Below are 25,251 nucleotides of genomic sequence, written 5' to 3'. Positions count from 1 at the left end.
GCTGCTGGATGCTTTGCGTGAACATCTCGCGCTGACCGGTTCGAAAAAGGGTTGCGACCACGGTCAATGCGGAGCCTGCACGGTGCTGATCGAAGGACGCCGCATCAACTCCTGCCTGACACTGGCCGTGATGCATGACGGCCAGTCCATCACTACGATCGAAGGGCTCGCACTGGGCGATAATCTGCATCCGCTGCAGGAAGCGTTCATCGAACATGACGGCTTTCAATGCGGTTACTGCACTTCCGGCCAGATCTGCTCCGCGATCGGAATGCTGGCCGAAAGCCGGCTGGGCATGCCGAGCTATGTGACAGATGACCTGACGCAACCGGCCGCCAAACTCACCGATGTTGAAATTCGGGAGAGGATGAGCGGCAACATCTGCCGCTGCGCAGCCTATCCCAACATCGTTGCCGCCATCAAACAAGCCGCGGGAATGCCGACATGAAAAGTTTCACCTATCAACGAGCGGACTCGGCAACTCTCGCGGCCGCCGCAACCTTAAAGCCTGGCGCAAAAATCATCGCCGGCGGAACCAATTTACTTGACCTGATGAAGTTGCAGATAGAGACGCCTTCTAGTCTGATCGATATTAACCGCTTGCCGCTCGACAAGATCGAAGATACCCCCGATGGGGGCTTGCGTATCGGGGCACTGGTTCGGAACAGCGATCTAGCCGCCGACCCGCGCGTGCGGCAGCGTTACGGCGTCCTGAGCCGTGCATTGCTGGCAGGCGCCAGCGCGCAGTTGCGCAACAAGGCCACGACTGGCGGCAATTTGCTGCAACGAACGCGCTGCTATTATTTCTATGACATCACAAAACCCTGCAACAAGCGCAGCCCCGGCTCCGGCTGCGCGGCGCTCGCGGGCTTCAATCGCATTCACGCCATCCTCGGCACCAGCGAGCACTGCATCGCGACGCATCCGTCGGATATGGCGGTGGCAATGCGCGCGCTCGATGCCCGCGTTGAGACGGTCGATCGTGAGGGCGGTACCAAGGTCATTCCAATAGCAGAATTTCATCGTCTCCCGGGCAACGCCCCCGAGATCGAGACGTCGCTCAAGTCTGGCGAGATCATCACCGCTGTGACGCTGCCTCCCCCGCCTCCGGGTGTGCAGGTCTACCGCAAAGTTCGCGATCGTGCCTCCTACGCTTTTGCGCTGGTTTCCGTCGCGGCGATCGTCGATTGCACGCGCGGCCGGATCCGTTCGGCCCGGCTGGCGTTCGGCGGCTTGGCGCATAAACCGTGGCGTTCCGCACGGGCCGAGCAAAGATTGACCGACGCGCCTGCGAACACTGCCACCTTCAACGCAGCCGCCAAAGCCGTACTCGAGGGCGCGCGCGGGTTCGGCGGCAATGATTTCAAGATAGCCCTGACGCGGCGCACCTTGCACAGCGTGCTGGCAGAGACGACCCGGACCTGAAGGGAGAGAACGCATGGAGATGAACTCACCCGTCGGCCCCAATGCCCTCGATTCACAGGGCATTGTCGGCAAGCCCATCAGCCGCGTGGATGGCCGACTGAAGGTCACCGGCGGCGCGCGATACGCCTTTGAGATGCAGCAGGAGAACGTGCTGTACGGCTTTGTGGTCGAAGCCTCGATCGGAAAAGGAACGATCAGGTCGATCGACACGCGTGCCGCGGAGATGGCGCCGGGCGTCGCGCTGGTTCTGACCCACCGCAATGCGCCCGCCCAGGGCGCCGGCAATCACCGTGAGGCGCACCCCGTGCTCACTGGCCCACAAGTGACGCGTTACGGTCAGCCGGTCGCCTTTGTGGTTGCCGAAAGCTTCGAGCAGGCCAGGGCCGCAGCCTACCTGGTCGATGTGAAATATGATCTTTTGAGCGGAAAATACGCGCTCCGTACTAACCTCCATGAGGCGCGCGTTCCGAAGCCAAACGATGCCCCGCCCGCCGACAGTGCGGTGGGCAATTTCGCAGAAGCGTTCGCCAGCGCTCCCGTGCAGATCGACGTGACCTACAGTACCCCATTGCAAAGTCACGCGATGATGGAACCCCATGCCACGCTGGCGACGTGGGAGGGTGACGAGTTGATTCTGCACACTGCGAACCAGATGCTCAACCAGGGTCAGCAGGCCATCGCGACAACTCTGAAAATTCCCGTTGAAAAGGTACGCCTCATCAGTCCGTTCATCGGCGGTGGATTTGGCGGCAAACTCTGGGTCGCCGCCGATGCCATCCTGGCGGCGATCGCCGCGCGACGGCTCAAGCGGCCGGTGAAAACCACGCTGACGCGGCAGCAGATCTTTCACGTCACGACGCACCGCTCCGACACGATCCAGCGCCTCCGCCTCGCCACGGATCGCAACGGCCGTATTCTCGCGATTGGCCACGATGTGTTCTCGGGCAATTTACCTGGCGAGCAAACGTATGAGGGTGCCGCCCTGCAAACCCGCACGCTCTATGCTGGACCCAATCGGTTGACCCGGCATCGTCTCGCGCCGCTGGATATTCCGGTTGCGTCGTCGATGCGCGCACCTGGCGAGTCTGTCGGGCTGATGGCGCTCGAATGTGCAATGGATGAACTTGCCGAAAAACTCGACCTCGACCCGATTGAATTGCGCGTTCGAAACGAGCCGAGCGAGGACCCGGAGAAACATATTCCCTATTCCAGCCGCCACCTGGTCGCCTGCATGCAGGAAGGCGCGCGCCGGTTTGGATGGGACAAGCGTAACGCGAAACCGGGCCAGATTCGTGACGGACGCTGGCTTGTCGGAATGGGCATGGCCGCGGCAACCCGCGGCAATCCGCTTCGGTTCTCCAAGGCCAATGTCCGATTGGACCCCGACGGCAATGCCACGGTGCGAATGGCCATGACCGACATCGGCACCGGCACCTATACTATCCTCGCGCAGATCGCCGCCGAGATGCTCGGTCTACCGACAGAACGCGTCAGGGTCGAACTCGGGGACACCAACTTTCCGCAGTCGGCGGGTTCGGGTGGATCGTGGGGCGCTGGCAGTTCGGGCTCGGCCCTGTTCGAAGCCTGCAATGCGTTGCGTGAAAAGTTGGCGCGGACCGCCGGCATCGATCCGGCGACCGCCCGCTTCGCCGACGGCAACATCGCATCCGGAGAACAGTCCAGAAAGCTGACGGACCTTGTCGGTGCAGGGATGGACGCCGATGGCGAGATCCAGCCGGGACGCAACAATACAGATTTTTCGCAGCAGTCATATGGCGCGCATTTCGCCGAGGTCGGAATAGATGAGGATACCGGCGAGGTACGTCTGCGGCGCATGCTCGGCGTATTCACCGCCGGTCGCATCCTGAACGCCAAGACGGCGCGGTCTCAGGCGATCGGCGGAATGGTGTTCGGCGTGGGCGCCGCGCTGCACGAAGAAATGACGCTCGATCCGCGCTTCGGCTATTTCGTCAATCACGATCTCGCCGAATACCACGTGCCGGTGCACGCCGATATTCCGGCCATCGACGCTATTTTTCTTGACGAACTGGACGACAAATCCAACCCTCTGAAGAGCAAGGGCATCGGCGAACTCGGGATCTGTGGCGCCGCCGCTTCCATCGCCAATGCGGTCTACAATGCGTGCGGCGCCCGGATTCGCGACTACCCGATCACGCTGGACAAACTGCTTTCCAAGCTACCGGTGCCCGCATGATCGGGACAGAAGCAGCAAGCATTCGCCGCCGCCCGATCGCGGTCGCCATGATCGCAGTTGCCGCGACCACGATCCTGGCGACCGGTATCGCGACCTCGCGCAGCAAGGCCGCTGGGCCGGAAGCGGCGCCGCCGCCTCATGCGACCGAATATCTGCCGAGCATCAGCGATCTGATGATCGCGACGATTCAGCCGCGGCACGAGCGACTCTGGCGAGCCGAACAAGATGAAAATTGGAAATTTGCCACCTACGAGCTTGGCAATCTCCACGGCGCATTCAATCGACTCGGGAACGCCCATCCGGTTGAACACGAGATATCCTTTCCGGAGATGATCGCGTCGGTCACCGAGCAGCCGTTAAAGGAGCTCAGCAGCGCCATTCAAGCCAAGGACCACGCCGCATTCGCCAAGGCCTATGCCGACCTGACCGACGCCTGCAATTCCTGCCACCAGGCTCTCAACCACGGCGTGGTCGATATCCACGTACCGAGCCGAACATCTGCGTCGGATTCAAACACCAAGAGCACGCCGAAGAATTGAACGCATCGTGGTGCAAGAGCATCATTTTGGATAGGAGAGGTAACATGTTTTCGAGACGGGATATGCTGGCAGTCTCCGCTGCAGGCGCGATAGTGACCGCAAACGCAGCGCACGCCGCCTCCTTCGGCAATCCGGACCAGCCGCCGCAAGGCGCTATCAACGCCAAGGCTCCGGGAAATCTCAGGGATCCCGGCCCGCAAAGCGAGGCTCTCGGCAAGCAATTTCCCTCGGCGCAATTTCCGCCGGCGACCGATATCGGCGGCATGCCGATGGACTGGGCCTCATTCAACAATGCGCCAAAGCGCGTCCAGAACGGCGGTTGGGCCCGCCAGGTCACAGTGGAAGATTTCGCGATTTCGAAGGAGATATCAGGCGTCAATATGCGGCTGACCGCAGGCGGAATCCGGGAACTGCACTGGCATCAGGCTGCCGAGTGGGCGATCATGACCTACGGCAGTTGCCGCGTGACCGTTCTCGACGCCGCGGGCCAGCCATATGTTGCCGACGTCAATGAGGGCGATCTCTGGTATTTTCCTGCCGGCGCTCCACATTCTCTGCAGGGGATCGGCTCCGACGGTTGTGAATTCGTAATTTGCTTTGACGACGGTCACGCCAACGAATTCAACACATTGCTGGTATCGGATTGGTTTGCTCATACGCCGCCCGAAATACTGGCCAAGAATTTCGGCGTTCCGGCGGAGACATTCGCGAAAATTCCATTGCAGAACCTCTGGATCTTCCAGGGCACCGTGCCCGGCGACCTGCTCGCGGATCGCGCCGCCGTCAGCAAGAACGTGGCGGCCGCACCCTATCCGTTCGTCTTTCCTCTTGGATCCTCGAGACCAAACAAGGAATCCCGCACTGGCAATATTCGCGTTGCCGACAGCACAAACTTCAACGTGGCCAGGACAGTCGCTGCCGCGCTGGTTACCGTGCGTCCCGGCGGCATTCGGGAGATGCACTGGCATCCAAACGCCGACGAATGGCAGTATTATATCAAGGGCAAGGCGCGCATGACGGTGTTCGATACCGGCCCCAACGCGATGACGATGGATTTCAATGCCGGCGACATTGGTTACGTCAGGAAAAACCTCGGGCATTACGTCGAGAACGTCGGCGACACGGATTTACAGTTTGTCGGCGTCTTCAGGGCTCCTCGCTATGAAGAGATTTCTCTTTCCAACTGGCTCACGCATACGCCGCCGGCACTGGTCGCCCAACATCTGAACATCGACGAAGCAACGATCGCAAAATGGCCGGATAACGCCCCTGGCCTGATGCCCAAGTCCTAACTCGCGAAATCAAGGTCGGCGGCCTCCGGCACAGATAAAATTGCTCAAGGCCCGGTTATTGACCGGCAGTCCTTCAGGATCGCGGACGACGACAATATGAACCTGTTCGACAATATTACGATTGGCATGGCCGCGGAGCACACCGCGACCATCACCCCCGAGATGACGGTCGGCCATTTCGTAGAGCACATGCCGCAGGTCTACGGCACGCCCATGATGATCCTCCACATGGAAATGGCGGCAGGCGCCTCTATCGCCTCACATCTGCCGGAGGGCTTTGTGAGCGTGGGCATGGACGTCAAAGTCCGACACCTTGCCGCAACGCCGATTGGCCGCACCGTCCGCGCTATTTCTCGCGTCATGCAGATAGAAGCCAAGAGCGTTGTGTTCGAGGTCGAAGCCTGGGACGGTGCCCGCAAGATCGGCGATGGCACCCATCGCCGCGGCATCGTCAACCTGGTCGAATTCGAGAAGCGGTTCGGAGTAAGGCAGCTCGCGATGAGTCTGGATTGAATCAATCCGGCGACGGGGCCGGCCTTAAGAAAATGGCGCGTGCTGTCGTACGGAACTTTGTTTCGGTCTTTTCATCATGGTCTTGCCGGTAACGTGTTGTTCGGGATCTAATCCATCGGAATACTGTAGCGAGGTCGGCAATGACGGGGCCAGCGCCCGCGTTTCTACGGCTGTGAGTCACTCACAGGTTTCGCTGGAACTTGTCAGTGTCCGTATCCGGCCGTTTCCCCGACCTTGCCTCTGAATACGGCGTAGCTAATGACCGTGTAGAGCAGCATCAGGGGAAAGACGACGACGCCGCCCCAGAACATGAACGCAAGACTGGAGTGCGGCGCGGCGGCTTGATTGACGGTAATGATGAAGGGAATCATGTATGGCCAGAAGGAAAGAGCCAGGGTGCCAAATGCCGATAAAAAGATCAGAGCGACCATATAGAACGGCCAATGGTCATTGTGATTCAGAATGCTTAGCGCCAGCACTGTTGCAGCGATCGCGCCAATCGCCGGAAATACGAACAGATACGGCCGATCGATCCAGCGATGCAGAATTGGAAGGTGTTCGGCCAGCGCGTAGGCGAAGACAAGCACGAGGAACGTCAGCACGCCGATCGCGAGAACCGGAATCTGCCGACGCGCCACATCGCGAACCTCAGCTTCGCATTTCTTCAGCAGCCAGCAGGCGCCGAGAAGCGCATAGCCAAGACACAAGCCGATGCCGCAAAGGACTGCAAACGGCGTGAGCCAGCCGAAGTCACCACCGGAATATTCGCCATTTGTGAACTGCAGTCCTTCCACCAGTGCACCGACCGTCATCCCATGTATGAAAGTCGCGACCAGGGACCCACCGGTAAAGCTCAAATCCCAGAGCCACCGCAGCCGTTGGGTTTTGTAACGAAATTCGAACGCCACGCCGCGCAAGATCAGGCCCAGCAGCATGACGATGAGGGGAAGATAGAATGCAGACAACAACGTTGAGTAGACGGCCGGGAAGGCGCCCCATAGAATCACCGCGGTGACAACGAGCCAGGTCTCGTTGCCGTCCCAGATTGGCGCGACGGCGCTCAGCATCGCGCCACGTCTAACTTCTTCGTTCGTCAACCCAAACAGCAAGCCTACGCCGAGATCAACACCGTCAAGCAGCACATAGAGCAGAATGCTGATGGCCAAAAGCGAAACCCAGAAAGTGATCATGGTTATTCTCCGACGCCGGCGTGGCTGGCTTCGATCAGATCTGTGTTGGCCAGCGACATCGGGCGATTTGGCACGGCGCCGTCATGGGCGCTCTCGAACAGCTTGCCGCGGGGGCCGGTGTAGATAAGCCGATAAATGTAAAACGTGCCGAACAGGAAGATGAAAGCATAGACCGCACAGAAGATCACAAGCGAGATCGTCGCAGCGCGCGTCGTCAGGAATGGCGTCATGGCATCCGCGGTTCTCAGGACTCCATAGACCACCCAGGGCTGACGGCCAACTTCAGCGGTGAACCAGCCGGTGATGATCGCAACGAAGGGAAGTGGAAAGCTCAGGAAAGTCAGCCAGAGCATGGGACGACTGTAAGCCAGGCGATGCCTGTAACTCAGGTAGGTACCGAGCCAGGCCAGCCCCAGCATCACCAGCCCGCATCCTACCATGATGCGGAAGCTGAAGAACGGGACAACCACCGGCGGCCAGTTTTCCGGGGGGATGCTGTTGAGCCCAATTTCGCCCGCGGTGAGGCTGTCGGAGTCGATCAGGCTGCCGAACGGCGGGGGTAGCGTGATCTCATGCAGGTTGCGCCGATTCTCCACATCGGGCCATGCGAACAGGACTTCGGAACCTGGTTTCTCATCGTTCCAGCGCCCCTCGATCGCGGCCATCTTGGCGGGTTGATATGTGTTAACGTATTCACCATTCAGGTGACCGAACAGAAGCTGGGCCGGCATCAGCACGGCGGCAAGACCAAGGCCCATGCGCAGCATGATGCGGGACTCGGCGTGATATACCTTCCGCAGCAGATACCAGGCGCCGGTCGCCGCGACACAGAAAGCCCCGGTCAGATAGGAAGCCAGCAACATGTGCGGAAATCGCGACCACACCACCGAATTGAATATTATCTTGGTCCAATCGTTCGGAACGAAGACACCGTTTTCCACGACATAGCCTGATGGCACCTGCATCCAGCTATTATTGACCATGATCCAGAATGCGGAAAACGTGGTCCCGAGCGCGACCATCGCTGTTGAAAACAAATAGAACCAGGGCGGCACGCGGCTGCGACCAAAGATGAGAACGCCGAAGAAACTGGCCTCGAGCATGAAAGCGGTGAAGGTCTCGTACATCAGGAGCGGCCCCTGAATCGGTCCGGACATTTTTGACAATGTGCTCCAGTTCGTACCGAACTGGAATGCCATCACGATCCCGGATACGACCCCCAATCCGAATGCCACACCGAATATCTTCAGCCAGAATTCGAAAAGCACCTGATAGACCGGACGACCGGTTCTAAGATGAAGCGCTTCGAGGACGGTCAACCACGCGGCAAGCCCAATCGTGAAGGATGGAAAGATGATATGGAAAGTAATGGTGAAGGCGAATTGAAGTCGCGACAGGAGAAGCGCCGTCATATCCATTACAAACACTCCCAGCAAAGCGTGATCTGCTTGAAGCTAGTGACGGGCCAAGGAAGGGCTATTAAATTCGCGGTTACCTTTGACTTTCGAACTGGAGCGATCGCTATTCCAATTCGAAAAGCGGATGAACAGACCATCGACCTCCATTTTTCCAACCGGCAAACTTTTTGATCAAAAGGGATTTTCTCCGAGGCGGCACGTGGTTGCTTCCGTACTGCAACCACGCAACCTCTCTATATACCCAATCGCCGGCAGCGTTGCGTCATGCAGCGACGCTGCGTGACGGCGGAGCCATGAATTCCGGACCGACCGGATCGGTGATAGTGTCGCTCAGAATTCGATCAATCTCCGCCTTGGCGGCGGCATCGAGTGACCAGCCAGCCACCTCATCGACCGGCCGTAACTGATCAGGATGACGCGCGCCCCACAATGCCGTGGTGATGCCCTGATCGAGCATCCAGCGGACTGCCAGGTGAATAACGCGCTTGCCGAAACGCTGCTGGGCGATCCCATCGAGCTTTTGAACGGCGGCCACATATTGAGCGAACCGTGGCCCGACGAACTTTGGGTCAGTGCGTCTCAGATCGTCGCCGCCGAAGACCGTGCCTGCCTTCATTCGTCCGGACAGCAGGCCGCGGCACAGCGCGCCATATCCCAGCGTCGCAATGTCATTTTTTCGACAATAGGGCAGAAGGTCCGCCTCGATTCCACGTTCGAACAGATTGTAAGGCGGTTGCAGCACATGAAGCGGTGAGACTTGGCGAAATCGCTCCATCTGAAGAACCGAAAAGTTGCTCACACCGATGGCACGGATCTTTCCCTGCTCGAACAACGCGTACATCGCTTCCGCGGTTTCCTCGATCGTCACCAACGGGTCGGGCCAATGAACCTGATAAATGTCAATGTAATCGGTTCGAAGCCTGCGCAAGGACTCCTCAACCTCCCACATGATGCGGGCGCGGCTGGCATTACGCGATACTTTTCCGCCGTCCCACTGCAGTCCAACCTTGGTGGCAATGAGCACGTCGGAGCGCAGCCGGCCTTCGGCGATCGCCTTGCCTACGATCTCCTCGGAACGGCCGAATCCGTAGACCGGGGCCGTGTCGATTATGTTGATGCCATGCTCGAATGCGGTCCGGATGGTAGCGACAGACTCAGCTTCGTCGGTTCCGCCCCACATCCACCCGCCGATGGCCCAGGTGCCGATGGCGACCGGTGACGCCTTGAGCGATGTGCCGGTAATTTCCGTAAGTTCCGAGCTCATTTTGAGGGCTTCTGCTTGATGAGCCATGACGCTGTTCCTTTCTTGGTATGTATGCCGGTTGCGTGTCGGCGGCAGACAAGTCCAACCTCACTCGGCAGCGACCGCCGCCACCGGCACGAGCCCCGCTTCCTCTTCGGCGATAAGCCCCAGGGCGGTCCAGTCGAGCCCGCCATATCCACGCGCGATTCCCGTGATCAACCGGTCCCGGACCACGTTGACCGACGGCATGGGAACGCCCGCCTTCTCTGCCTCGGCAAGCGCCAGGAGCACATCCTTAAGCACGAGCGGCAAGACAAATCCCGGCGCATAGGTCTGGCTGGCAATCTTGTCGCCGTAAATCTTGTGCGCGCGGCCGCCAAACATCGTGCTCGTCATAACGTCGATGAACGACTGCGGATTCAGCCCACGCTTCCGGACCACGGCAACGACTTCTCCGAGCATCTCCAGCGCCGTCGCGCTCATCATGTTGCCGAGCAGTTTGACGAGGTTTGCGTCTTGCGGGTCGATCGGCTGGCAGCTTGCGACATCGGCTGGGACGCCAGCGGCGACGATGAACAACTGGCGCGCCTTGGCGGCATCCGGATTTCCGAAGACCGGTGCTGCCACGTAGCCTTGTCCCAGCCGCGCATGCTCACCCGCCAGAAGCGAGGCAGCCGCCGTACTGATCGTGCTCATCGAAAGATGAATCGCGCCGGGTATCAGACCCGCGGCCAGACCGTCGAGGTCGTCGTCCCTGCGGCCGAACACGACTTCGCGCACGGCGTCGTCGTCCGGGAGCATGCTGATGACGACCTCACAATCGAGCAGGTCACCGATGTCCGTTGTAGGCCTGAGACCGATTGCCTCAAGTTGGCCGATCTGATCGGGGTGGCGGACATATGCGATCACCGGCCGTCCGGCAGCCGCCAGGTTTGCGGCCATTGCCGCTCCCATGTGACCGAGGCCGATGAAACCTATTTCGCCCATGAGTGGGCGGCCGGATTGCAAGCCGCCCCGACGCTTGATTGGCGGAACTTCGGATACACCCGCGAGGTCAAGGGGAGAGCGGGTTTTGCGCTTTGACATGGAGACTCCTGATCGCCCGCAGCAGCACCCCGTGATGCGCACCTTGCGACGGACACAACTGTGGATGTGGTAGCGAGCGGATCTTGCGCTTGTCCAAACTTGCTCTGCACTACATATTCTTGCTTGGATCTCCTGAAGACGATGCTCGATTGGCACTCATCGCGCGCGCAGCGCCCCGGAAGGTCCTGCATGCCGCTCCAAATAGCCTCAAGTTTGGCCATCTGAAACGCCAATTTAATGGTGCTAAAACTCGATGCCCCTATCCTGTCCTTGAAATTCAGTTCCCGTACAAGCGGTCCGCAAACGCAGGCAACGTTTCTGCTGTTGCGAAAGGCAGTAATGGCTGATGGCAACGTGACCGCACCGGCGCTTCCAAGCACTCGAGAAGAACAATCAAGCGCAGGAGGAGAGCGGATGCGCGTGTCGGCTGAAAGCACGAGAGGCATCGGCGTCAACTCTTCGGATTTTCATTCCTCCCATCGATCGATCGTCCAATTTTCGCCGCCCGATATCGCTCGTCGCCGAATCGCGAATTGGGGCGCAATCCAAGCAGACACGGTAAAGGTTACCCGTCGCGGGACCTTCGAGTACGGTTTTCAAGCTCGGCGGCATTTGCTGATCGCTTACGAACGGGCAGAGCGACATGAGGGCGAGACGCTTATCGAGGGCTTGCCAAGATCGACTTTGCGGGAATTCAATTGCAAGCTGAGCTTCGTGCCTGCCGGGCATCGATACTACGGATGGGAGACCCCGCGGGTGCTGACGCGCGTCACCTATTTCTATATCGATTTGCAGGATCGTCTGTTTGATCCAAGATCAGGCATCAGCTGCCCCACAATTAGCCCTCGACTTTTCTTCTTCGATCAAGCCGTCTGGGACACCGCACTCAAACTCAAGGCCGAAGTTGGAAACTCCGATCCTTCGAGCCGCCAGTATGTCGAGGCCTTAAGCCTCGTGCTGATGCACGAACTCATTCGATTGGAACGAGCGACACCCGAAGCGGCGAGGCCGCTTCGGGGCGGCTTGCCGGCGCGTCAGCAGAAGCGCGTGGTGGAATTTATCGAAGAGCATCTCGCGGAGGACATTTCGTTGGCCACTCTCGCCGAATTCGTCGATCTCAGCCTCTATCACTTCGCGCGCGCTTTCAAGCAGTCTTTCGGGGTGCCTCCGCATCGCTACCATATGGCTCGCCGGATGGATCGCGCCAAGAGCCTGCTCCAGAGATCCGCGCTCCCAGTGACACAGATCGGCATCCAAATTGGCTTTCGCGAAACGAGCTCATTCACGAGGGCATACCGCAAATATGCCGGCGTTTCACCAAGCGAATACCGCCGTCACCAAGAGGTCTAGTCTCGCAAGTTCCACAATGGCCTCGAGCAGGTCGGCTGCCCATCTGGTGAACATCGGTCCAGCATGCCGCCCTATCCAGGCCGAAATCAGGAGAAGTCACATGCCCATGCTCGATTGGAATACTTATCGCCAGCAACTCATGGCGCGGGTCGGCGAAATCGCCAAAATCAGCCCCGATACAATCAAGGGCTATCAGACGCTGAGCGCCGCCGGCCAGAAGACCAACCTGCTCGGTCCGAAGATCCGCGAGCTGATCTCACTCGCCGTCGCGGTCACTGTCCGGTGTGACGGCTGTATCACGGTCCATACCGAAGCCGCGGCGCGTCACGGCGCCTCGCGAGAAGAGATCGCGGAAGCACTCGCCGTCGCGACAGCTGTCAATGCAGGTGCCTCAATCGTCTATTCCACCCGCGTCCTCGACGCCTATCAGCAGGTGACGCAGCGGCAGCCTGCCTGATCTTCACGAATTCGGGTCAAGAAATATCTTGATGGCCGAATTTGCTCTATTCCGTCACCTGATCAGAAAAGGCTTAATGCCAGATACTGCCAGCATTTTCGCCTCACGTGCCGGCTCCGCCGCGATGTCGATTCAGTGCGGTTTTGATACTGTCAATCAAGACGGGTCCAGCGAACGGCTTGGCCAGCAGGCAAATGGCTCCGGCCTTCAACGCTCGCGCGCGGACGCTGTCGTCGGGGAATGCTGTGATGAAAATAAAGGGAACAGTGTAGCCTTGGGTACGCATATGGGTCAGAAGGTCCAAACCGCTGATACCGGGCATCTGTACATCCGCAACGATACACGACAAGTCGTCTAGACGAGCAACCTGCAAGAACTCCTCGGCCGAGGCGAATGTCTGGACCAGGTATCCATGCGAACTTAGAAGATTGTCTGTTGCGGCGCGGACCGATGCATCGTCGTCGATGACTGAAATCAACGAAAGCGTGGACACGATGGACCTTCCTGAAGCGGGAACAAGGCGCTTGCCTTGGCATCGCCTTGGCCCGAAAATGGGCCGTCAATCAGGATTTCGAAATAATACTTTGGTTTGTGCGCTCAATAACTTGGTGCACAATCCGAAACAATCGGCCTTTTGGCGAACCGAAACTAAAGTCTATCTCGCTCTTGAGGCCAGTCAAGTACCTAACAATGGTCCTGACATTCCCCACGCAGCGGTATTCGATTTGAGCAGGTGTCGGAGCGCGATATAATCGATCTCGCTAGTTTCCGCACCACCTTCACCCGACGAAATGGATCGGGTGTAAATTATGCTTGCCTGATGCGATGAATGCCGAGCGTTTCGGCCTTTCGCACCAAATCGGCCAACGACTTCGCACCCATTTTCTTCATGAGGTGCCCACGGTGGATCTTCACGGTAATCTCCGCAAGTCCAAGTTCGGCGGCAATCTGTTTGTTCATGAGCCCGGCGGCAACCAAAGTCAGTATCTCCCGCTCACGGGCGGTCAGAGTCTCAAAAAGGGTCCGCAAGTCCGCGACGATCTTATCGGATTCGCGCCTCTTCCGATCCCGTTCAATCGCCGCCACGACAGCGTCGAGCATATCCTGGTCGCGAAACGGTTTGGTCAGGAAATCGACCGCTCCGCCCTTCATGGCTCTGACGGACATCGGAATATCGCCGTGGCCGGTCATGAAGATGATCGGAATATGGATGTTCGCCTTGGCTAATTCGGTCTGAAAGTCCAGGCCGCTCAATCCAGGCAACCTGATATCAAGGACCAGGCAACTGGCGACCTCCGGAAGCTCGCTCTGCAGCATTTCGGACGCCGAACCGTACAGTTCAACTTGCAGCCCCACCGATTGGAAGAGATTACTTAGCGCCCTGCGCATCGATGCGTCGTCTTCGACAACGAAGACGATCGGCTCCTTTGCGCTCGGAACTCCATGCGAAGATTTGGAGCGTTCGGTCATGACGCTTCCTCGTGGTGCAGGGGCAGAATGAATTGAAATGTAGCGCCTGGCCCCTCATTGCGGCAAGCCGACAGACGCCCCCCGTGGGTTTCCACGATAGAACGGCAGATTGAGAGCCCCATGCCCATACCACCCGACTTGGTGGTGAAGAAGGCCTTGAACAGCCGATCCGAATCATCGTCGGAAATACCGATACCGCGATCTGTCACACTCAAGAGTATTCCGTGCGGCCCGTCTCGTCGCGATCGGATCACGAGTTCGCGTGGTCGATCGCTGACCGGCTCCATGGCTTCAATGCCATTCATCACCAAGTTGATAATCACCTGCTGCAGCTGGATCCGGTCACCAAGGATCATGGGTAGAGCCGGCGCAAACTCCGTTCGCAACGATATCCGGTGGATAGTCAACTCGCGCTGCACCAGCGTAATGACATCCCTGACAACGCTGTTGATGTCGAGCGGCACCCTCTCCAGGTCGGTCTTGTTCGCGAGCGCCCGGACACGCCGGATCACCTCGCTGGCCCGGATGCCGTCTTTGATGACCCATTCTGCCGAGCGGCGCGCGGCGGCGAGATCTGGAGGTTCGCGGTCGAGCCAGCGCAGACCGGCTTCGGCGTTAGCGATCACGGCGGCGAGCGGCTGGTTCACTTCATGCGCGATGGAAGCCGTGAGTTGGCCCAGCGTGGTCACGCGCGTTACATGCGCGAGTTCCGCCTGCGCCTCTCGCAGAGCCTGCTCCGCTTGGTCCGCGCGGATCGTCGCAGTAATATCGGTGCCAGTGCCCCGATAGCCGAGAAAATTGCCGCTTGCGTTAAAAAGCGGCTTGCCGCTTGACCGGACATACACCGGGGATCCACTCTCGTTTATGGTCTGGTACACGAAATCGCGAAACGGCCAATGCGCGTCCTGCATCGCCTGGTGCAGTCGCCATTTTTCAGGTTCCGATTCTACGTCGGTAGCAATACCCCATCGGGTCACGCCCGGAAGGCTTGAGGGCACGAGGCCAGCAGCATTGATGTGCTCCGACACGCGGGTGACCCGATGGTCCGGTCCGGTCTCCCAGAGCCAGTCGGAGGCTGTTTCGGCATAATCGCGAAAGCGCTGCTCGCTCTCGCGAAGCGCCTCCTCGGTCAGCTTACGGTCCTCGATATCGGTAGCCGACCCGTACCATTTGACAATGTTACCTGCCTCATCGCGCAGCGGCTCGGCGCGGAACAAATACCAGCGATATACACCATCGAAACGCCGGAGCCGAGCTTCAAGCTCGCCTGGCATGCATGATTCCCGTATTGCGGCCCACTTCACCAACATGCGCTTCTTGTCGTCGGGATGAAAAGCGCGAGGCCAGCCCAACTCCGCCTGGTCCAGTGAGAGGCCGGTATAGTCAAGGGCTGGTTGATTAAGGAAATCGGGGCTCCCCTCGGGTCCGGCGCGCCATACCAGCGTCGGGATCGTGTCGATGACCAATCGAAGGCGATCCTCGGATTGCTTGATTTCGTCAAAGGCCCTTTGCAACTTCTCCCTTGCTTCGTGTTGCTCGGTGACATCCACATGCGTGCCGACCAATTCGATTACATCTCCCTCGCCGTTGACGACAGGATGTCCCACGGAATGGACGCGCTTTATCGATCCATCCGGAAGAGCTATCCGAAAATCGACTTCGAAATCCGTTTTCTCTCGCACTGCCCGTTGCGCTACCTCGACAAGATGTGGCCTATCCTCAGGGAAGATCCTATCCCGGAATGCGCGCTGTCGTACAACGTCGTTTCCCGCGTCTAACCCAAACAGGTGATAGACTTCGGCGGATCGATACACGAACTCCTGACAGCGTACATCCCAGGCCCAACTGCTTGTATGACTTAAATGCTGGGTTTCGGCCAAATAGGCCTCGCTACGTCGCAGCTTCCGCCCCGATTCCCTTGCGGTCGTGACATCCGAAACCGTTCCGATGAACTCGATGCTACCCGATACATTCCTGGTCGCACGAGCCACGGCATCCACATATTTCACTGAGCCATCCGGCATCAATAATCTATATTGATGGTCGAAATCGCTCCCTTCGCTCGCCGCCTTGTCGATGGTCTCTTGCACGGCAGCGCGATCTTCCGGATGCGTGCGCTGGATAATGCACTCCACGGTCGGCCTGGTCGTCCGGTCAAACTGGAAAATTCGGAAAGTTTCGTCCGACCAGAAGATTTCTCCCGTGGAGACGTTCCATCCAATGCTCCCCGTTTGGCTCAATCTCTGCGCTTCGGTCAAATACATTTCGCTATGCAGCAGGGCGGATTCAGTCCGCTTTTGATCCTCAACCGCGACCTGCAAATCATCGCCGGAGCGCCGGAGAGCTTCCGTCGCTCTTCTCTGCGCCGTAACCACGAATGCAACAACGATAGATGTAATCGTAAGCAGAACCAGGCGCGGCACTTCCGAAATGTCCGCAGCGAGAACATTCGCCTTCCATGTAAATGAATTGCTCGGTGGCACCAGGTTATAATGGAAAGCGACAAGGGCCAGCGTGATCGCCAACGACGCAGGTCCGAACCCGCCAAACCACGCAGCGAAAATAACAGCGCAAAGCATCAACAATGCGATGGGCTCTGGGTGCAGTAAACGTGCGGTAATTTCCGTAGCGATGATCGCAATAGCGACCGAGAACACCGCCATCGCATAGTGGAAGATCCTATGCGCCCTTGGCCACGGTTGATGGTGATCCGATTCAATCATTCTCCTCGCTCGTCCCGATTAAGGTGGTGAGACTGCCGGCGGCCGAAAGAACTCCGCAACGGAATTCCGGAAATTCAATATCTCGTTACGCATCACTCGCCGAGCGTTCCGGGTCTCCGAGGAACATTATTAGAGCACTTTGGAAGAAAATCAGCAATTCGTTCCAGTCCCAATTCGCGTGCGAACGGCGGCGATTCTGGCCGTCAAATGACTTGCGCGGACACTCGCCATTGCGACCCAAATAACATGGAGCGCCAAAGGCAGGCACCACAAACCTCCGTATATCTTTGCCATCCCTTTCTATATCGCACGCTTACCCACGTACAATTGGTCAGCGATCCCGATCCTCATAGTCTCACTGCCAATCGCAAGAGCCGATTGCAGGTGACGCAATGTCCACGATCCCGGCCAGAGAGATTGAGCGCAACCACGAGAAGCCCGCCGTTCGGGATCACGTAAGTGTTCCGCCAGCAAATCGCACCTGTGACGGCAACGACATCTGCTGCCTTGCTCCGGGAGGCGGCACATGAAAGCCAAATTACCCGCACGGAGTGCCGGCGAAAGAGCGGAGAGAACCAACCCTTACCCACCCAGGACCAACAGGAGGAAGAAATGCGTAACAATCCTCAATGTCTTTCAAACGGCGCAACCAATCGCTGCGCGATCTGTGAGAGGCAGTTCGGCCTCGTCCGGCACTACTCCTGGCGAACCGCTCTCTGTTCAAAGAAGTGTGCTGACCGCTTCCGGGTCCGTCGAGAGGGCGACCGCAGTTGGTTACGTCGACTTCAGGTCGCCTGAAACCGGTCGCGGCGAGATTCTGGCGGCAATTTTCCGCAATCCAGGATCCCGAAGCAAGGAGATTGCAGAGTGAACCCTCTATGCAAAACTCTCTTGGGCTGCTGCCTTTGCTACGTGCTGGCGATGCCAGCCCATGCACAAGACGCAGAAGATCACGCCGCGCGGCACCATCCACTGCAGGATATGCCGCTGCATGAGAAATTCTATTCGACGTGGCATATGCCCGACCATCCGTCGACTAGCTGTTGCAATAGTGCGGACTGCTATCCGACCGAAATAAAATACGCGGACGGCAACATCTACGCCAAGCGCAGAGAAGCTGGAAAATACATTTTCATTCCTCCGGAAAAAGTCGAGCGGAACAGGGACAATCCGGACGGAAGAAATCACCTCTGCGCTCCGCCGCCAAATTTCTCCCACTCATCCGATACCGTGTTCTGCTTCGCGCTAGGAGGTGCCACATGAAATTCGTATTGGTCAATGACAAGACGCCCCGCAAGCAATCTTTCTGCGTGCTGTGCGGTGATCCAATCGGGTCAGGTTATCTGCGAGAGATCGGGACACAGCTCTGCTACTGCGATCATGATTGCTACACCAATCACTGCACGAGTGCGGTCCTGGCTCTCGCAAATTTTGCCAGAACATCGCTGGCAGTCCTCGCGCCATCCAGAGTTAAGGAGCAATCCGAAGCCGAGTGCTAAGGCCTAATAAGCCGGCGGTTTGGCCCGAATCGTCGGATCACCAGTATTGTGGCCATGCCGAGAAAAATCTATCTGGTCGCCAGGAAAACACCAACAGGACGGCTTCGATGTATCCACGCCTACGCGCGTGAAGGGATTACCGGCGACTTCTGCTGAACGAAAACCACATGGCCCAACGACTGGGTGCGGTCGGAAGAAAGGACATCGCGATGATACGATATAACAACAACCGCAAAACGCTCGATCAGAAGGAACCGACATTCGTCGGTACTGACTCAGGGGCTGCAGCGTCGAGATCAATGCATTTGCGGACTCCGTCAAGCCGACCTGGACAGCATCGGAGTTTCATTCGGCGCACGCGAATACTGACAACATTGCAAACTGGAACGGCGGAGGTCCTGGCCGATATCGACGGCTTACCTGTTATGTTTCGTATCCATGTCAAAGATGCACCCGCGGAGATACATCGCGATCTTGGTTCGAACGATTCCGACCTTCATTTGCTGCTGTCGAGCACACTCAAGAAGATGGTCGATCGGATGCGCGGATCATCGCTGCGAAGTGACGTCGTCCCCGCAAAACAGCCGCTCGCGGCCGTTGAATTGATATCCAATGGAGAACCTTCGGCCGGACCGCCAGCCCCGTCGACTGAAACGGTTCTGCGCGTGGGGTCGCTGGAGCTTGATCTGCTCGATCGAACTGCACGGCGGGGCGACCGGCAGATCGATCTGCGGCCGCGCGAGTACCAGTTGCTCAAATACATGATGCAACGGAGTGACACCTTGCTGACGCGGGAAATGCTCTTCAAAGACGTTTGGCACTATAGATTCGTCCCCGAGACGAACCTTGTCGATGTTCATATGGGCCGACTGCGTCGCAAGGTCGATGGGGCAAATGAAGCCGCCATGATTCGCAATATTCGCGGCGCCGGATTCGTCCTGAGCGCGACTCCTATCTCCCAGGAATCACCGACAAAACCTGCTGAACTATCAATCAATCCGGCCGCCGGAGACGCGTCTCCTCAATCGACGCACGGGACGTTGCAATGACGGTCGACCACACCAGCCGCAACACATCCGACCGGATGGACCTGCCATTCGTCGGCTTGGCTACATTCCCGCCGGCGAGCGCGTTTATGTCTCGATCGACATCGACAGTTTCGATCCGTCGGTCGCGCCGGGAACCGCTACGATCAGCTGCGGCGGCTTCACCTACTGTGAAGGCGAGGACATTCTGCGTGAGGTCGCCAGGCGATTCGATGTCGTCGGCGTCGATTTCGTCGAGGTTTCTTCGCCCTGCGATCCTTCCGGGATCACCTCGCTGCTCGCCGCACGGACCAGCATCGACTTCATCGGGTCCATTTTCCACGAGCGGGCCAGGCGGCGCGCCTGACACCGATCACGGACTGTCACGTCCGGCCACCGCGATAGTCCATTCAATCACATGACAACTGGAGCAATGCAATGAACGACCAATCCAAACGACCGCCCCTGGCCCATGCGTCTGGTACGCCGGTCACGGACAATTTTAACATTCAGACTGCCGGGCCGCGCGGTCCCGCACTGTTGCAGGATGTCTGGCTGATTGAAAAATTGGCCCATTTCGCCCGTGAAGTGATTCCGGAGCGCCGCATGCACGCCAAGGGCTCCGGCGCCCACGGCACCTTCACCGTCACGCACGACATTACTCGCTACACCAAGGCCAAGATCTTTTCGCAGATCGGAAAGCAGACCCCGATGTTCGCCCGCTTCTCCACCGTCGCAGGTGAGCGCGGCGCCGCCGACGCCGAGCGCGACATTCGCGGGTACGCGCTGAAGTTCTATACTGAGGAGGGCAACTGGGACGTCGTCGGCAACAACACGCCGGTGTTTTTCTTCCGCGACCCGCTGCGGTTCCCCGATCTCAACCACGCCATCAAGCGTGATCCGCGAACCGGCATGCGCAGCGCCGACAACAACTGGGACTTCTGGACGCTGCTACCCGAAGCTCTGCATCAGGTCACGATCGTCATGAGCGAGCGTGGCATTCCCAGGAGTTTCCGCCATATGCACGGTTTCGGCAGCCACACCTACAGCTTCCTCAACGCTGCGAACGAGCGCATCTGGGTCAAGTTCCATTTCCGTACCCAGCAGGGCGTCCAGAACCTGACGGACGCCGAAGCCGAGGCGCTCGTCGGCAAGGATCGCGAAACTCATCAGCGGGATCTTTTCGAAAGCATCGAGGCCGGAGATTTCCCTCGCTGGACACTCTTCATCCAGGTGATGACAGACGCGCAGGCGAAGGCTTTTCCGTTCAATCCCTTCGACCTGACGAAGGTATGGCCAAAGGGCGACTTTCCGCTGATCGAAGTCGGATATTTTGAGCTCCACCGAAACCCCGAAAACGTCTTCGCCGAAGTTGAACAGGCGGCGTTCTCACCCGCCAACATCGTACCTGGCATCGGCTATTCGCCCGACAAGATGCTGCAGGCACGCCTCTTCTCCTATGGGGATGCGCAGCGCTATCGCCTGGGTGTCAATCACCATCACATTCCAGTCAACGCACCGAAATGTCCGTTCCACAGCTATCATCGCGACGGCGCAATGCGCACCGACGGCAATCTCGGCGGAACTCCGACTTATTTCCCCAACAGCCGGGGCGAGTGGACCGATCAGCCGCAGCTCAACGAGCCGGCGCTCGAGATTACCGGAGCAGCCGCCCACTGGGATCACCGGGTGGATGAGGATCACTGGCAACAGCCGGGCGACCTCTTCCGGAAGATGAATTCGCAGCAGAAACAGACGCTGTTCGAAAACACGGCCCGTCAGGTCGGCCAGGCCACCAAGCATATCCAGGACCGCCATGTGGCCAACTGCTCAAAGGCGGACCCGGCCTACGGCAAGGGCGTCGCCGACGCACTCGCAAAGCTTGCGGCTGGCGCGCCCGGTAAGATCAGGGCGCGTCGTTCAGTCGCGGAAGCGTGAAGCTAAAGCCGACCGGGCCCTGCCCTGTCGGCGCGGCACAGCGGATGAGTCAAACAAAAGGGATTCCCAGAAATGTTCTACTATTTCGATTATGACGGGAGTTTTGAATCTGCCATTGCCGCTCTGAAACGTGAGCGCCGCTATCGCGTCTTCGCTGACCTCGAGCGCAAAGTGGGACAGTTCCCCTATGCGCGCTGGAGCGGCCCAAGCGGCAACCGAGAAGTCGTGGTATGGTGCTCGAACGACTATCTCGGCATGGGCCAACACCCGAAGGTCATCGAAGCGATGTGCGCCGCCGCACGCAGCATGGGTGCGGGCGCGGGCGGGACGCGCAACATCTCGGGTACAAATCGAGCCCTGGTGGAACTGGAAGGCGAGCTTGCGGACCTGCATGGCAAGGAAGCGGCACTTGTTTTCACGTCCGGCTACGTCTCCAACCAAACGGGTATCGCGACGATCGCGAGGCTCCTTCCGGACTGCCTGATACTGTCCGACGCGCACAATCACAATTCGATGATTGAAGGCGTGCGTGCGGCCGGATGTGCCAAGCAGATCTGGCGCCATAACGACGTTGAGCACCTGCAGGAGCTACTCGCGCGCGCGGCGCCCGGCCGCCCGAAGCTGATCGTCTTCGAAAGCGTCTATTCGATGGATGGCGATATCGCGCCACTCAAGGCGATCTGTGATCTAGCGGAACGCTATAACGCGATGACCTATCTCGACGAGGTGCATGCCGTGGGCATGTATGGGCCACGCGGCGCGGGCATCGCCGAGCGAGACGGAGTGATGGCGCGCATCGACGTCATCGAGGGAACACTTGCCAAGGCCTTCGGGACGCTCGGCGGTTACATCGCCGGCAGCAGCGCTGTTGTGGACGCCGTCCGATCCCACGCTCCCGGATTTATCTTCACGACGGCGTTGCCACCCGCGATAGCCGCGGCTGCGACCGCCTCCATCGCTCATCTCAAGACATCGGGTGCAGAACGTGCGGCCCAACATGCCGCGGTAGCCGCGACCAAGGCGGCGCTGCGGGAAGCCGGCCTGCCGGTAATGGCGACGCAGACGCATATCGTGCCTATCATGGTCGGCGATCCCGACCTTTGCAAGCAGGCGAGCGACCTCCTGCTCAACCGGCACGGCATCTACATCCAGCCGATCAATTATCCGACGGTCATCCGTGGCACCGAGCGATTACGGATTACCCCCACCCCAGCGCATGACCTTCGGCTAATCGAGCAATTGGCTGGGGCCATGGTCTCAGTGTGGCAGCAGCTCCGTCTCCCGCTCGGAACAGACTTTCAGCCTGGGGAGCTGCGTGCACAGACGGTCGCGGCCGGCGGTTAGCCAACCGGCCCGTTGCTGGACCCATTACAATCGCGATGGGCACCGAGTTGCGACGGGCTCGAACCAAGAGTCCGTTTCGTCGCTCTCGCTGAGATCGAGTGGGTCACCCCGCATCGATTCAGTTTGAATTGCTTAAACCCCAATTTAATTCTCCGTTGCGCCCGCGCGAAGCATTGTACCCATCGATTACAAAGGATGAACCGAAAGCCGTGCGTTTTACCGCAACCATACCGTCCTCAGCCAAGATGAATTCGATCACGGGACGAGCGTCGGATTCCGATAGCCGCGCAGCTATCACGCCCGCATCGGTGCTCCGCGGATTTCGGCCGCTCGCACGCAAGCTATTCAAACAAGCCGATCCTCACTTTGGAGACTAAGATTTTGGCCCCGGTGTTTCGCCGCATCCGCTTCCCGATGTTGGTGATAGCTCTCGCGGTCCCAACTTGGTCAACTAGCCAAGCCATCGGGTCCTTTCAAACCAGGCCGGCCTTTTCGAGCGTGGTGAGCGCCGATAATCAAGCCCAGCCGCCGGGCATCACATGGCCCAGTGGATCCCCAAGCGCTCTCGTTGGCGGCTGCGGTAGGGGTCGCGTTAGCGATCCCCAAACACACGGTTGCCGTGGCCCGGCCGACATAAGGAATGTTGCGCCATGAGGAATAGCGTTATGCACCGCGTTGCAAAGATCATCCGTTCCACACGCAAAAGGAGTCCTGCTGTTCTCGAAAAAATTAACGGCCCATACTTCAAGTTGGCGCTCTTTGCTGTGGCATTGTTCTCCTTGGCTTGTGCCGCCGAGACCAAAGCGATTCTTGCTCTGGAGTCATCGCAATCTCTATTCGAGGTTATGCGCTGATCCGCGTCAGATCATTACGAGCGATATCGCTGCTCTTAAAATGCAATTTAGTGGCGTTGGTGAAATGCAATCCTATGTCAGGTCCATAGGAAATCGCGTTTAAAACGCTGGCGTTTGGTCACGTGAAGGATCGCTCCGAGCGAATCCTGTCGGATTGCACTCGCCTGGTGAGAGGAGAATATGTTGTGGCTAACCTCAGATTGATTGGAGCAATCGCACTTTCGCTTACACTCGCAACTCCCGCGATGGCCGGCGATCGTGACTTTGGAATGCACCGCGATCATCGCTACCAATACGGCGGAAATGTCTACATCTCAAATGGCTCCTTTGATTGGCGTCGTGAGCGGCCTAATTGGCAGGTGCCATGGTACGCATACAACGAGAGTGGCAACTGCTTCGTGTGGACGCCGAACGCTTATCACTACGCCTGTGATCCCAACGCGCGCTATTGAGTTGGCTTTGCGCATTCGAGTTTCGGTTTATCCGAGCGGACCCGTTGAGAATGCGCAATCGGATCATGGATCATCTCGTCGAACGCATTCTTCTTCGACGAGGCATCTCGGCTTTGTGCGCAAGAAGCCGCTAGGCCAAATGACATAGAACGTAGTGGCCCGGGGCCACTTCGCGCCGAGGAACCGGCTCAGCGCAAACCGCCTCGGCGAGCGGGCAGCGGCTGCGCAGCCTGCATCCCACGAAAGCCTTTGTGGGGCTCGGAATCTCGCCATTCAGCACCAGCCGCTCATGACGAAAATCCGGATCCGGCACGGGAACCGAAGACAGCAGCGCACGCGTATAGGGATGACGCGGAGCGGCGAACAGCGAGGCGCTGTCGGCCTCCTCAACAATCACGCCAAGATACATGACAGCGATGCGATGCGCTAAATACTTCACGGTGGCAATGTCGTGAGAGATGAAGAGAAAGGAGAGCCCAAGCCGTTTCTGGAGCGCCTCGAGAAGAAGGATGATGCGCGAACGCAGCGATACGTCCAAAGCCGAGGTCGGTTCGTCGAGGACGACGAGACTGGGATGCGCGGCGACAGCGCGCGCAATATTGACGCGTTGCCGTTGCCCATTGGAAAGCTCGTGCGGATAGCGCTCGACAAGATCGGTTCCCAAGCCCACGTCAGCGATAACCGCGTCCAATCGCTCGCGCCGCTCGGCGGCCGTCATCTTGAAATGCAGCCGGAGCGGCTCCTCGATTGTGCGTCGTGCGCTGAAACGCGGATTAAGCGCCGCTGCTGGGTCCTGGTAGACCATCTGCATGGCGCGTCGCGTGTTGCGAAGCTGCCGTCCGTCGAGCGCGGTGATCTCCTCGCCGGCGAAGCGGATACTGCCAGCCGTCGGCTCGATCACGCGCAGCAGGCAGCGGGCGACCGTCGATTTGCCGCAACCCGACTCGCCGACGAGGCCAAGCGTCTCACCCTTGGCGATCGCAAGAGAGACGCCGTCGACCGCCCGAACCGCTGGCTGCTCGCCGCGTAGCCGGGCGGCCCAGGTCCGCGGCCCCGTCAATGCGAAGCTTTTCCGCAAACCCTCGACTTCAAGCAGCGGCGTCACGGTGCTCTCCGAATACGAAACACGCCACGTCGTGATCTTGCCCGACAGCCTCCTGGCACGGCTTGTCGCGCCGGCAAATCTCCATGGCGTGGGGGCAGCGATCCTGATACCGG

22 protein-coding genes are annotated in these 25,251 nt (G+C 58.8%); 13 read left to right on the top strand and 9 right to left on the bottom strand.

From position 1 onward, the window contains the following. The 6 genes from ABR948_RS20350 to ABR948_RS20325 form a co-directional block, all read left to right on the top strand. The coding region (locus ABR948_RS20350) for a 2Fe-2S iron-sulfur cluster-binding protein (RefSeq protein WP_428121274.1) at positions 1 to 448 on the top strand (448 nt) is incomplete at its 5' end. Continuing rightward, the gene (locus ABR948_RS20345) at positions 445 to 1,425 is read left to right on the top strand and encodes an FAD binding domain-containing protein (protein WP_428121272.1); all 981 of its coding nucleotides are present in this window, start codon (positions 445 to 447) and stop codon (positions 1,423 to 1,425) included. The genes ABR948_RS20350 and ABR948_RS20345, both read left to right, overlap by 4 nt. Positions 1,426 to 1,438: 13 nt before the next feature. Next, positions 1,439 to 3,640, top strand: coding sequence for a molybdopterin cofactor-binding domain-containing protein (locus ABR948_RS20340; protein ID WP_428121269.1), 2,202 nt, complete (start codon positions 1,439 to 1,441; stop codon positions 3,638 to 3,640). Further along, on the top strand, positions 3,637 to 4,179 hold the full coding sequence (locus tag ABR948_RS20335) for a cytochrome family protein (protein WP_428121267.1): 543 nt from the start codon (positions 3,637 to 3,639) through the stop codon (positions 4,177 to 4,179). Before ABR948_RS20340 ends, ABR948_RS20335 begins: the two co-directional genes overlap by 4 nt. Before the next feature lie 44 nt (positions 4,180 to 4,223). Beyond that, positions 4,224 to 5,471, top strand: a complete 1,248-nt coding sequence (locus ABR948_RS20330; protein ID WP_428121264.1) for an oxalate decarboxylase family bicupin — start codon at positions 4,224 to 4,226, stop codon at positions 5,469 to 5,471. A gap of 96 nt (positions 5,472 to 5,567) precedes the next feature. Continuing rightward, positions 5,568 to 5,984, top strand: coding sequence for a thioesterase family protein (locus ABR948_RS20325; protein ID WP_428121261.1), 417 nt, complete (start codon positions 5,568 to 5,570; stop codon positions 5,982 to 5,984). A 203-nt stretch (positions 5,985 to 6,187) separates the two neighbouring features. Here ABR948_RS20325 and cydB read toward each other — a convergent pair whose 3' ends face one another. Then, positions 6,188 to 7,174, bottom strand: a complete 987-nt coding sequence (gene cydB / locus ABR948_RS20320) for a cytochrome d ubiquinol oxidase subunit II (RefSeq protein ID WP_428121258.1) — start codon at positions 7,172 to 7,174, stop codon at positions 6,188 to 6,190. A gap of 2 nt (positions 7,175 to 7,176) precedes the next feature. Further along, positions 7,177 to 8,586 carry a cytochrome ubiquinol oxidase subunit I gene (locus ABR948_RS20315; protein ID WP_428121282.1) on the bottom strand — a complete coding sequence of 470 codons (1,410 nt, stop codon included), beginning with the start codon at positions 8,584 to 8,586 and terminating at the stop codon, positions 7,177 to 7,179. Between ABR948_RS20315 and ABR948_RS20310 the strand changes: the two genes are divergently transcribed. Then, entirely contained in the window at positions 8,470 to 8,763 is a 294-nt protein-coding gene (locus ABR948_RS20310; RefSeq protein WP_428121284.1) for a hypothetical protein, read from the top strand. The genes ABR948_RS20315 and ABR948_RS20310 overlap by 117 nt on opposite strands. 91 nt (positions 8,764 to 8,854) lie before the next feature. On the opposite strand, the gene ABR948_RS20305 is transcribed toward ABR948_RS20310, so the two are convergent. Then, positions 8,855 to 9,883, bottom strand: a complete 1,029-nt coding sequence (locus ABR948_RS20305; RefSeq protein ID WP_428121255.1) for an aldo/keto reductase — start codon at positions 9,881 to 9,883, stop codon at positions 8,855 to 8,857. Between the two features lie 60 nt (positions 9,884 to 9,943). Further along, positions 9,944 to 10,921 (bottom strand): NAD(P)-dependent oxidoreductase, encoded by a 978-nt coding sequence (locus ABR948_RS20300; protein WP_428121253.1) that lies wholly within the window; start codon positions 10,919 to 10,921, stop codon positions 9,944 to 9,946. Positions 10,922 to 11,260: 339 nt separating this feature from the next. On the opposite strand from ABR948_RS20300, the gene ABR948_RS20295 reads away from it, so the two are divergent. Next, positions 11,261 to 12,271 (top strand): helix-turn-helix domain-containing protein, encoded by a 1,011-nt coding sequence (locus ABR948_RS20295; RefSeq protein WP_428121251.1) that lies wholly within the window; start codon positions 11,261 to 11,263, stop codon positions 12,269 to 12,271. 100 nt (positions 12,272 to 12,371) lie between these two features. Further along, complete coding sequence (locus ABR948_RS20290; protein ID WP_428121249.1) at positions 12,372 to 12,728, top strand: carboxymuconolactone decarboxylase family protein; 357 nt, start codon at positions 12,372 to 12,374, stop codon at positions 12,726 to 12,728. 103 nt (positions 12,729 to 12,831) lie between these two features. Here the strand turns inward: ABR948_RS20290 and ABR948_RS20285 are convergent, their stop codons facing one another. From ABR948_RS20285 to ABR948_RS20270, 4 genes are all read right to left on the bottom strand, one after another. Continuing rightward, complete coding sequence (locus ABR948_RS20285) at positions 12,832 to 13,221, bottom strand: response regulator transcription factor (protein ID WP_428121247.1); 390 nt, start codon at positions 13,219 to 13,221, stop codon at positions 12,832 to 12,834. Positions 13,222 to 13,535: 314 nt separating this feature from the next. Next, positions 13,536 to 14,198, bottom strand: a complete 663-nt coding sequence (locus ABR948_RS20280; RefSeq protein ID WP_428121245.1) for a response regulator transcription factor — start codon at positions 14,196 to 14,198, stop codon at positions 13,536 to 13,538. Next, positions 14,195 to 16,921: a PAS domain-containing protein gene (locus tag ABR948_RS20275; RefSeq protein WP_428121242.1), complete on the bottom strand. Its 2,727-nt coding sequence runs from the start codon at positions 16,919 to 16,921 to the stop codon at positions 14,195 to 14,197. The genes ABR948_RS20280 and ABR948_RS20275 overlap by 4 nt, the downstream gene beginning before the upstream one ends. Before the next feature lie 876 nt (positions 16,922 to 17,797). After that, on the bottom strand, positions 17,798 to 18,109 hold the full coding sequence (locus ABR948_RS20270) for a hypothetical protein (protein ID WP_428121240.1): 312 nt from the start codon (positions 18,107 to 18,109) through the stop codon (positions 17,798 to 17,800). A gap of 478 nt (positions 18,110 to 18,587) precedes the next feature. Between ABR948_RS20270 and ABR948_RS20265 the strand changes: the two genes are divergently transcribed. The 4 genes from ABR948_RS20265 to hemA all read left to right on the top strand — a co-directional run bounded on the left by ABR948_RS20265 (position 18,588) and on the right by hemA (position 22,727). Continuing rightward, positions 18,588 to 19,469, top strand: coding sequence for a winged helix-turn-helix domain-containing protein (locus ABR948_RS20265; RefSeq protein ID WP_428121237.1), 882 nt, complete (start codon positions 18,588 to 18,590; stop codon positions 19,467 to 19,469). Then, entirely contained in the window at positions 19,399 to 19,812 is a 414-nt protein-coding gene (locus tag ABR948_RS20260; RefSeq protein WP_428121279.1) for an arginase family protein, read from the top strand. The genes ABR948_RS20265 and ABR948_RS20260 overlap by 71 nt, the downstream gene beginning before the upstream one ends. A gap of 71 nt (positions 19,813 to 19,883) precedes the next feature. Continuing rightward, on the top strand, positions 19,884 to 21,383 hold the full coding sequence (locus ABR948_RS20255; protein ID WP_428121235.1) for a catalase: 1,500 nt from the start codon (positions 19,884 to 19,886) through the stop codon (positions 21,381 to 21,383). Positions 21,384 to 21,455: 72 nt separating this feature from the next. Beyond that, positions 21,456 to 22,727, top strand: a complete 1,272-nt coding sequence (gene hemA / locus ABR948_RS20250) for a 5-aminolevulinate synthase (protein ID WP_428121232.1) — start codon at positions 21,456 to 21,458, stop codon at positions 22,725 to 22,727. Positions 22,728 to 24,163: 1,436 nt separating this feature from the next. On the opposite strand, the gene ABR948_RS20245 is transcribed toward hemA, so the two are convergent. Next, on the bottom strand, positions 24,164 to 25,246 hold the full coding sequence (locus ABR948_RS20245) for an ABC transporter ATP-binding protein (protein WP_428121276.1): 1,083 nt from the start codon (positions 25,244 to 25,246) through the stop codon (positions 24,164 to 24,166). Between the last annotated feature and the right edge of the window lie 5 nt (positions 25,247 to 25,251).

It is taken from the genome of Bradyrhizobium sp. (assembly GCF_050014615.1).
Lineage (GTDB): Bacteria > Pseudomonadota > Alphaproteobacteria > Rhizobiales > Xanthobacteraceae > Bradyrhizobium.
The sequence above is the reverse complement of the archived record's forward strand: the minus strand, read 5'-3'. Positions and strand labels throughout refer to the sequence as shown.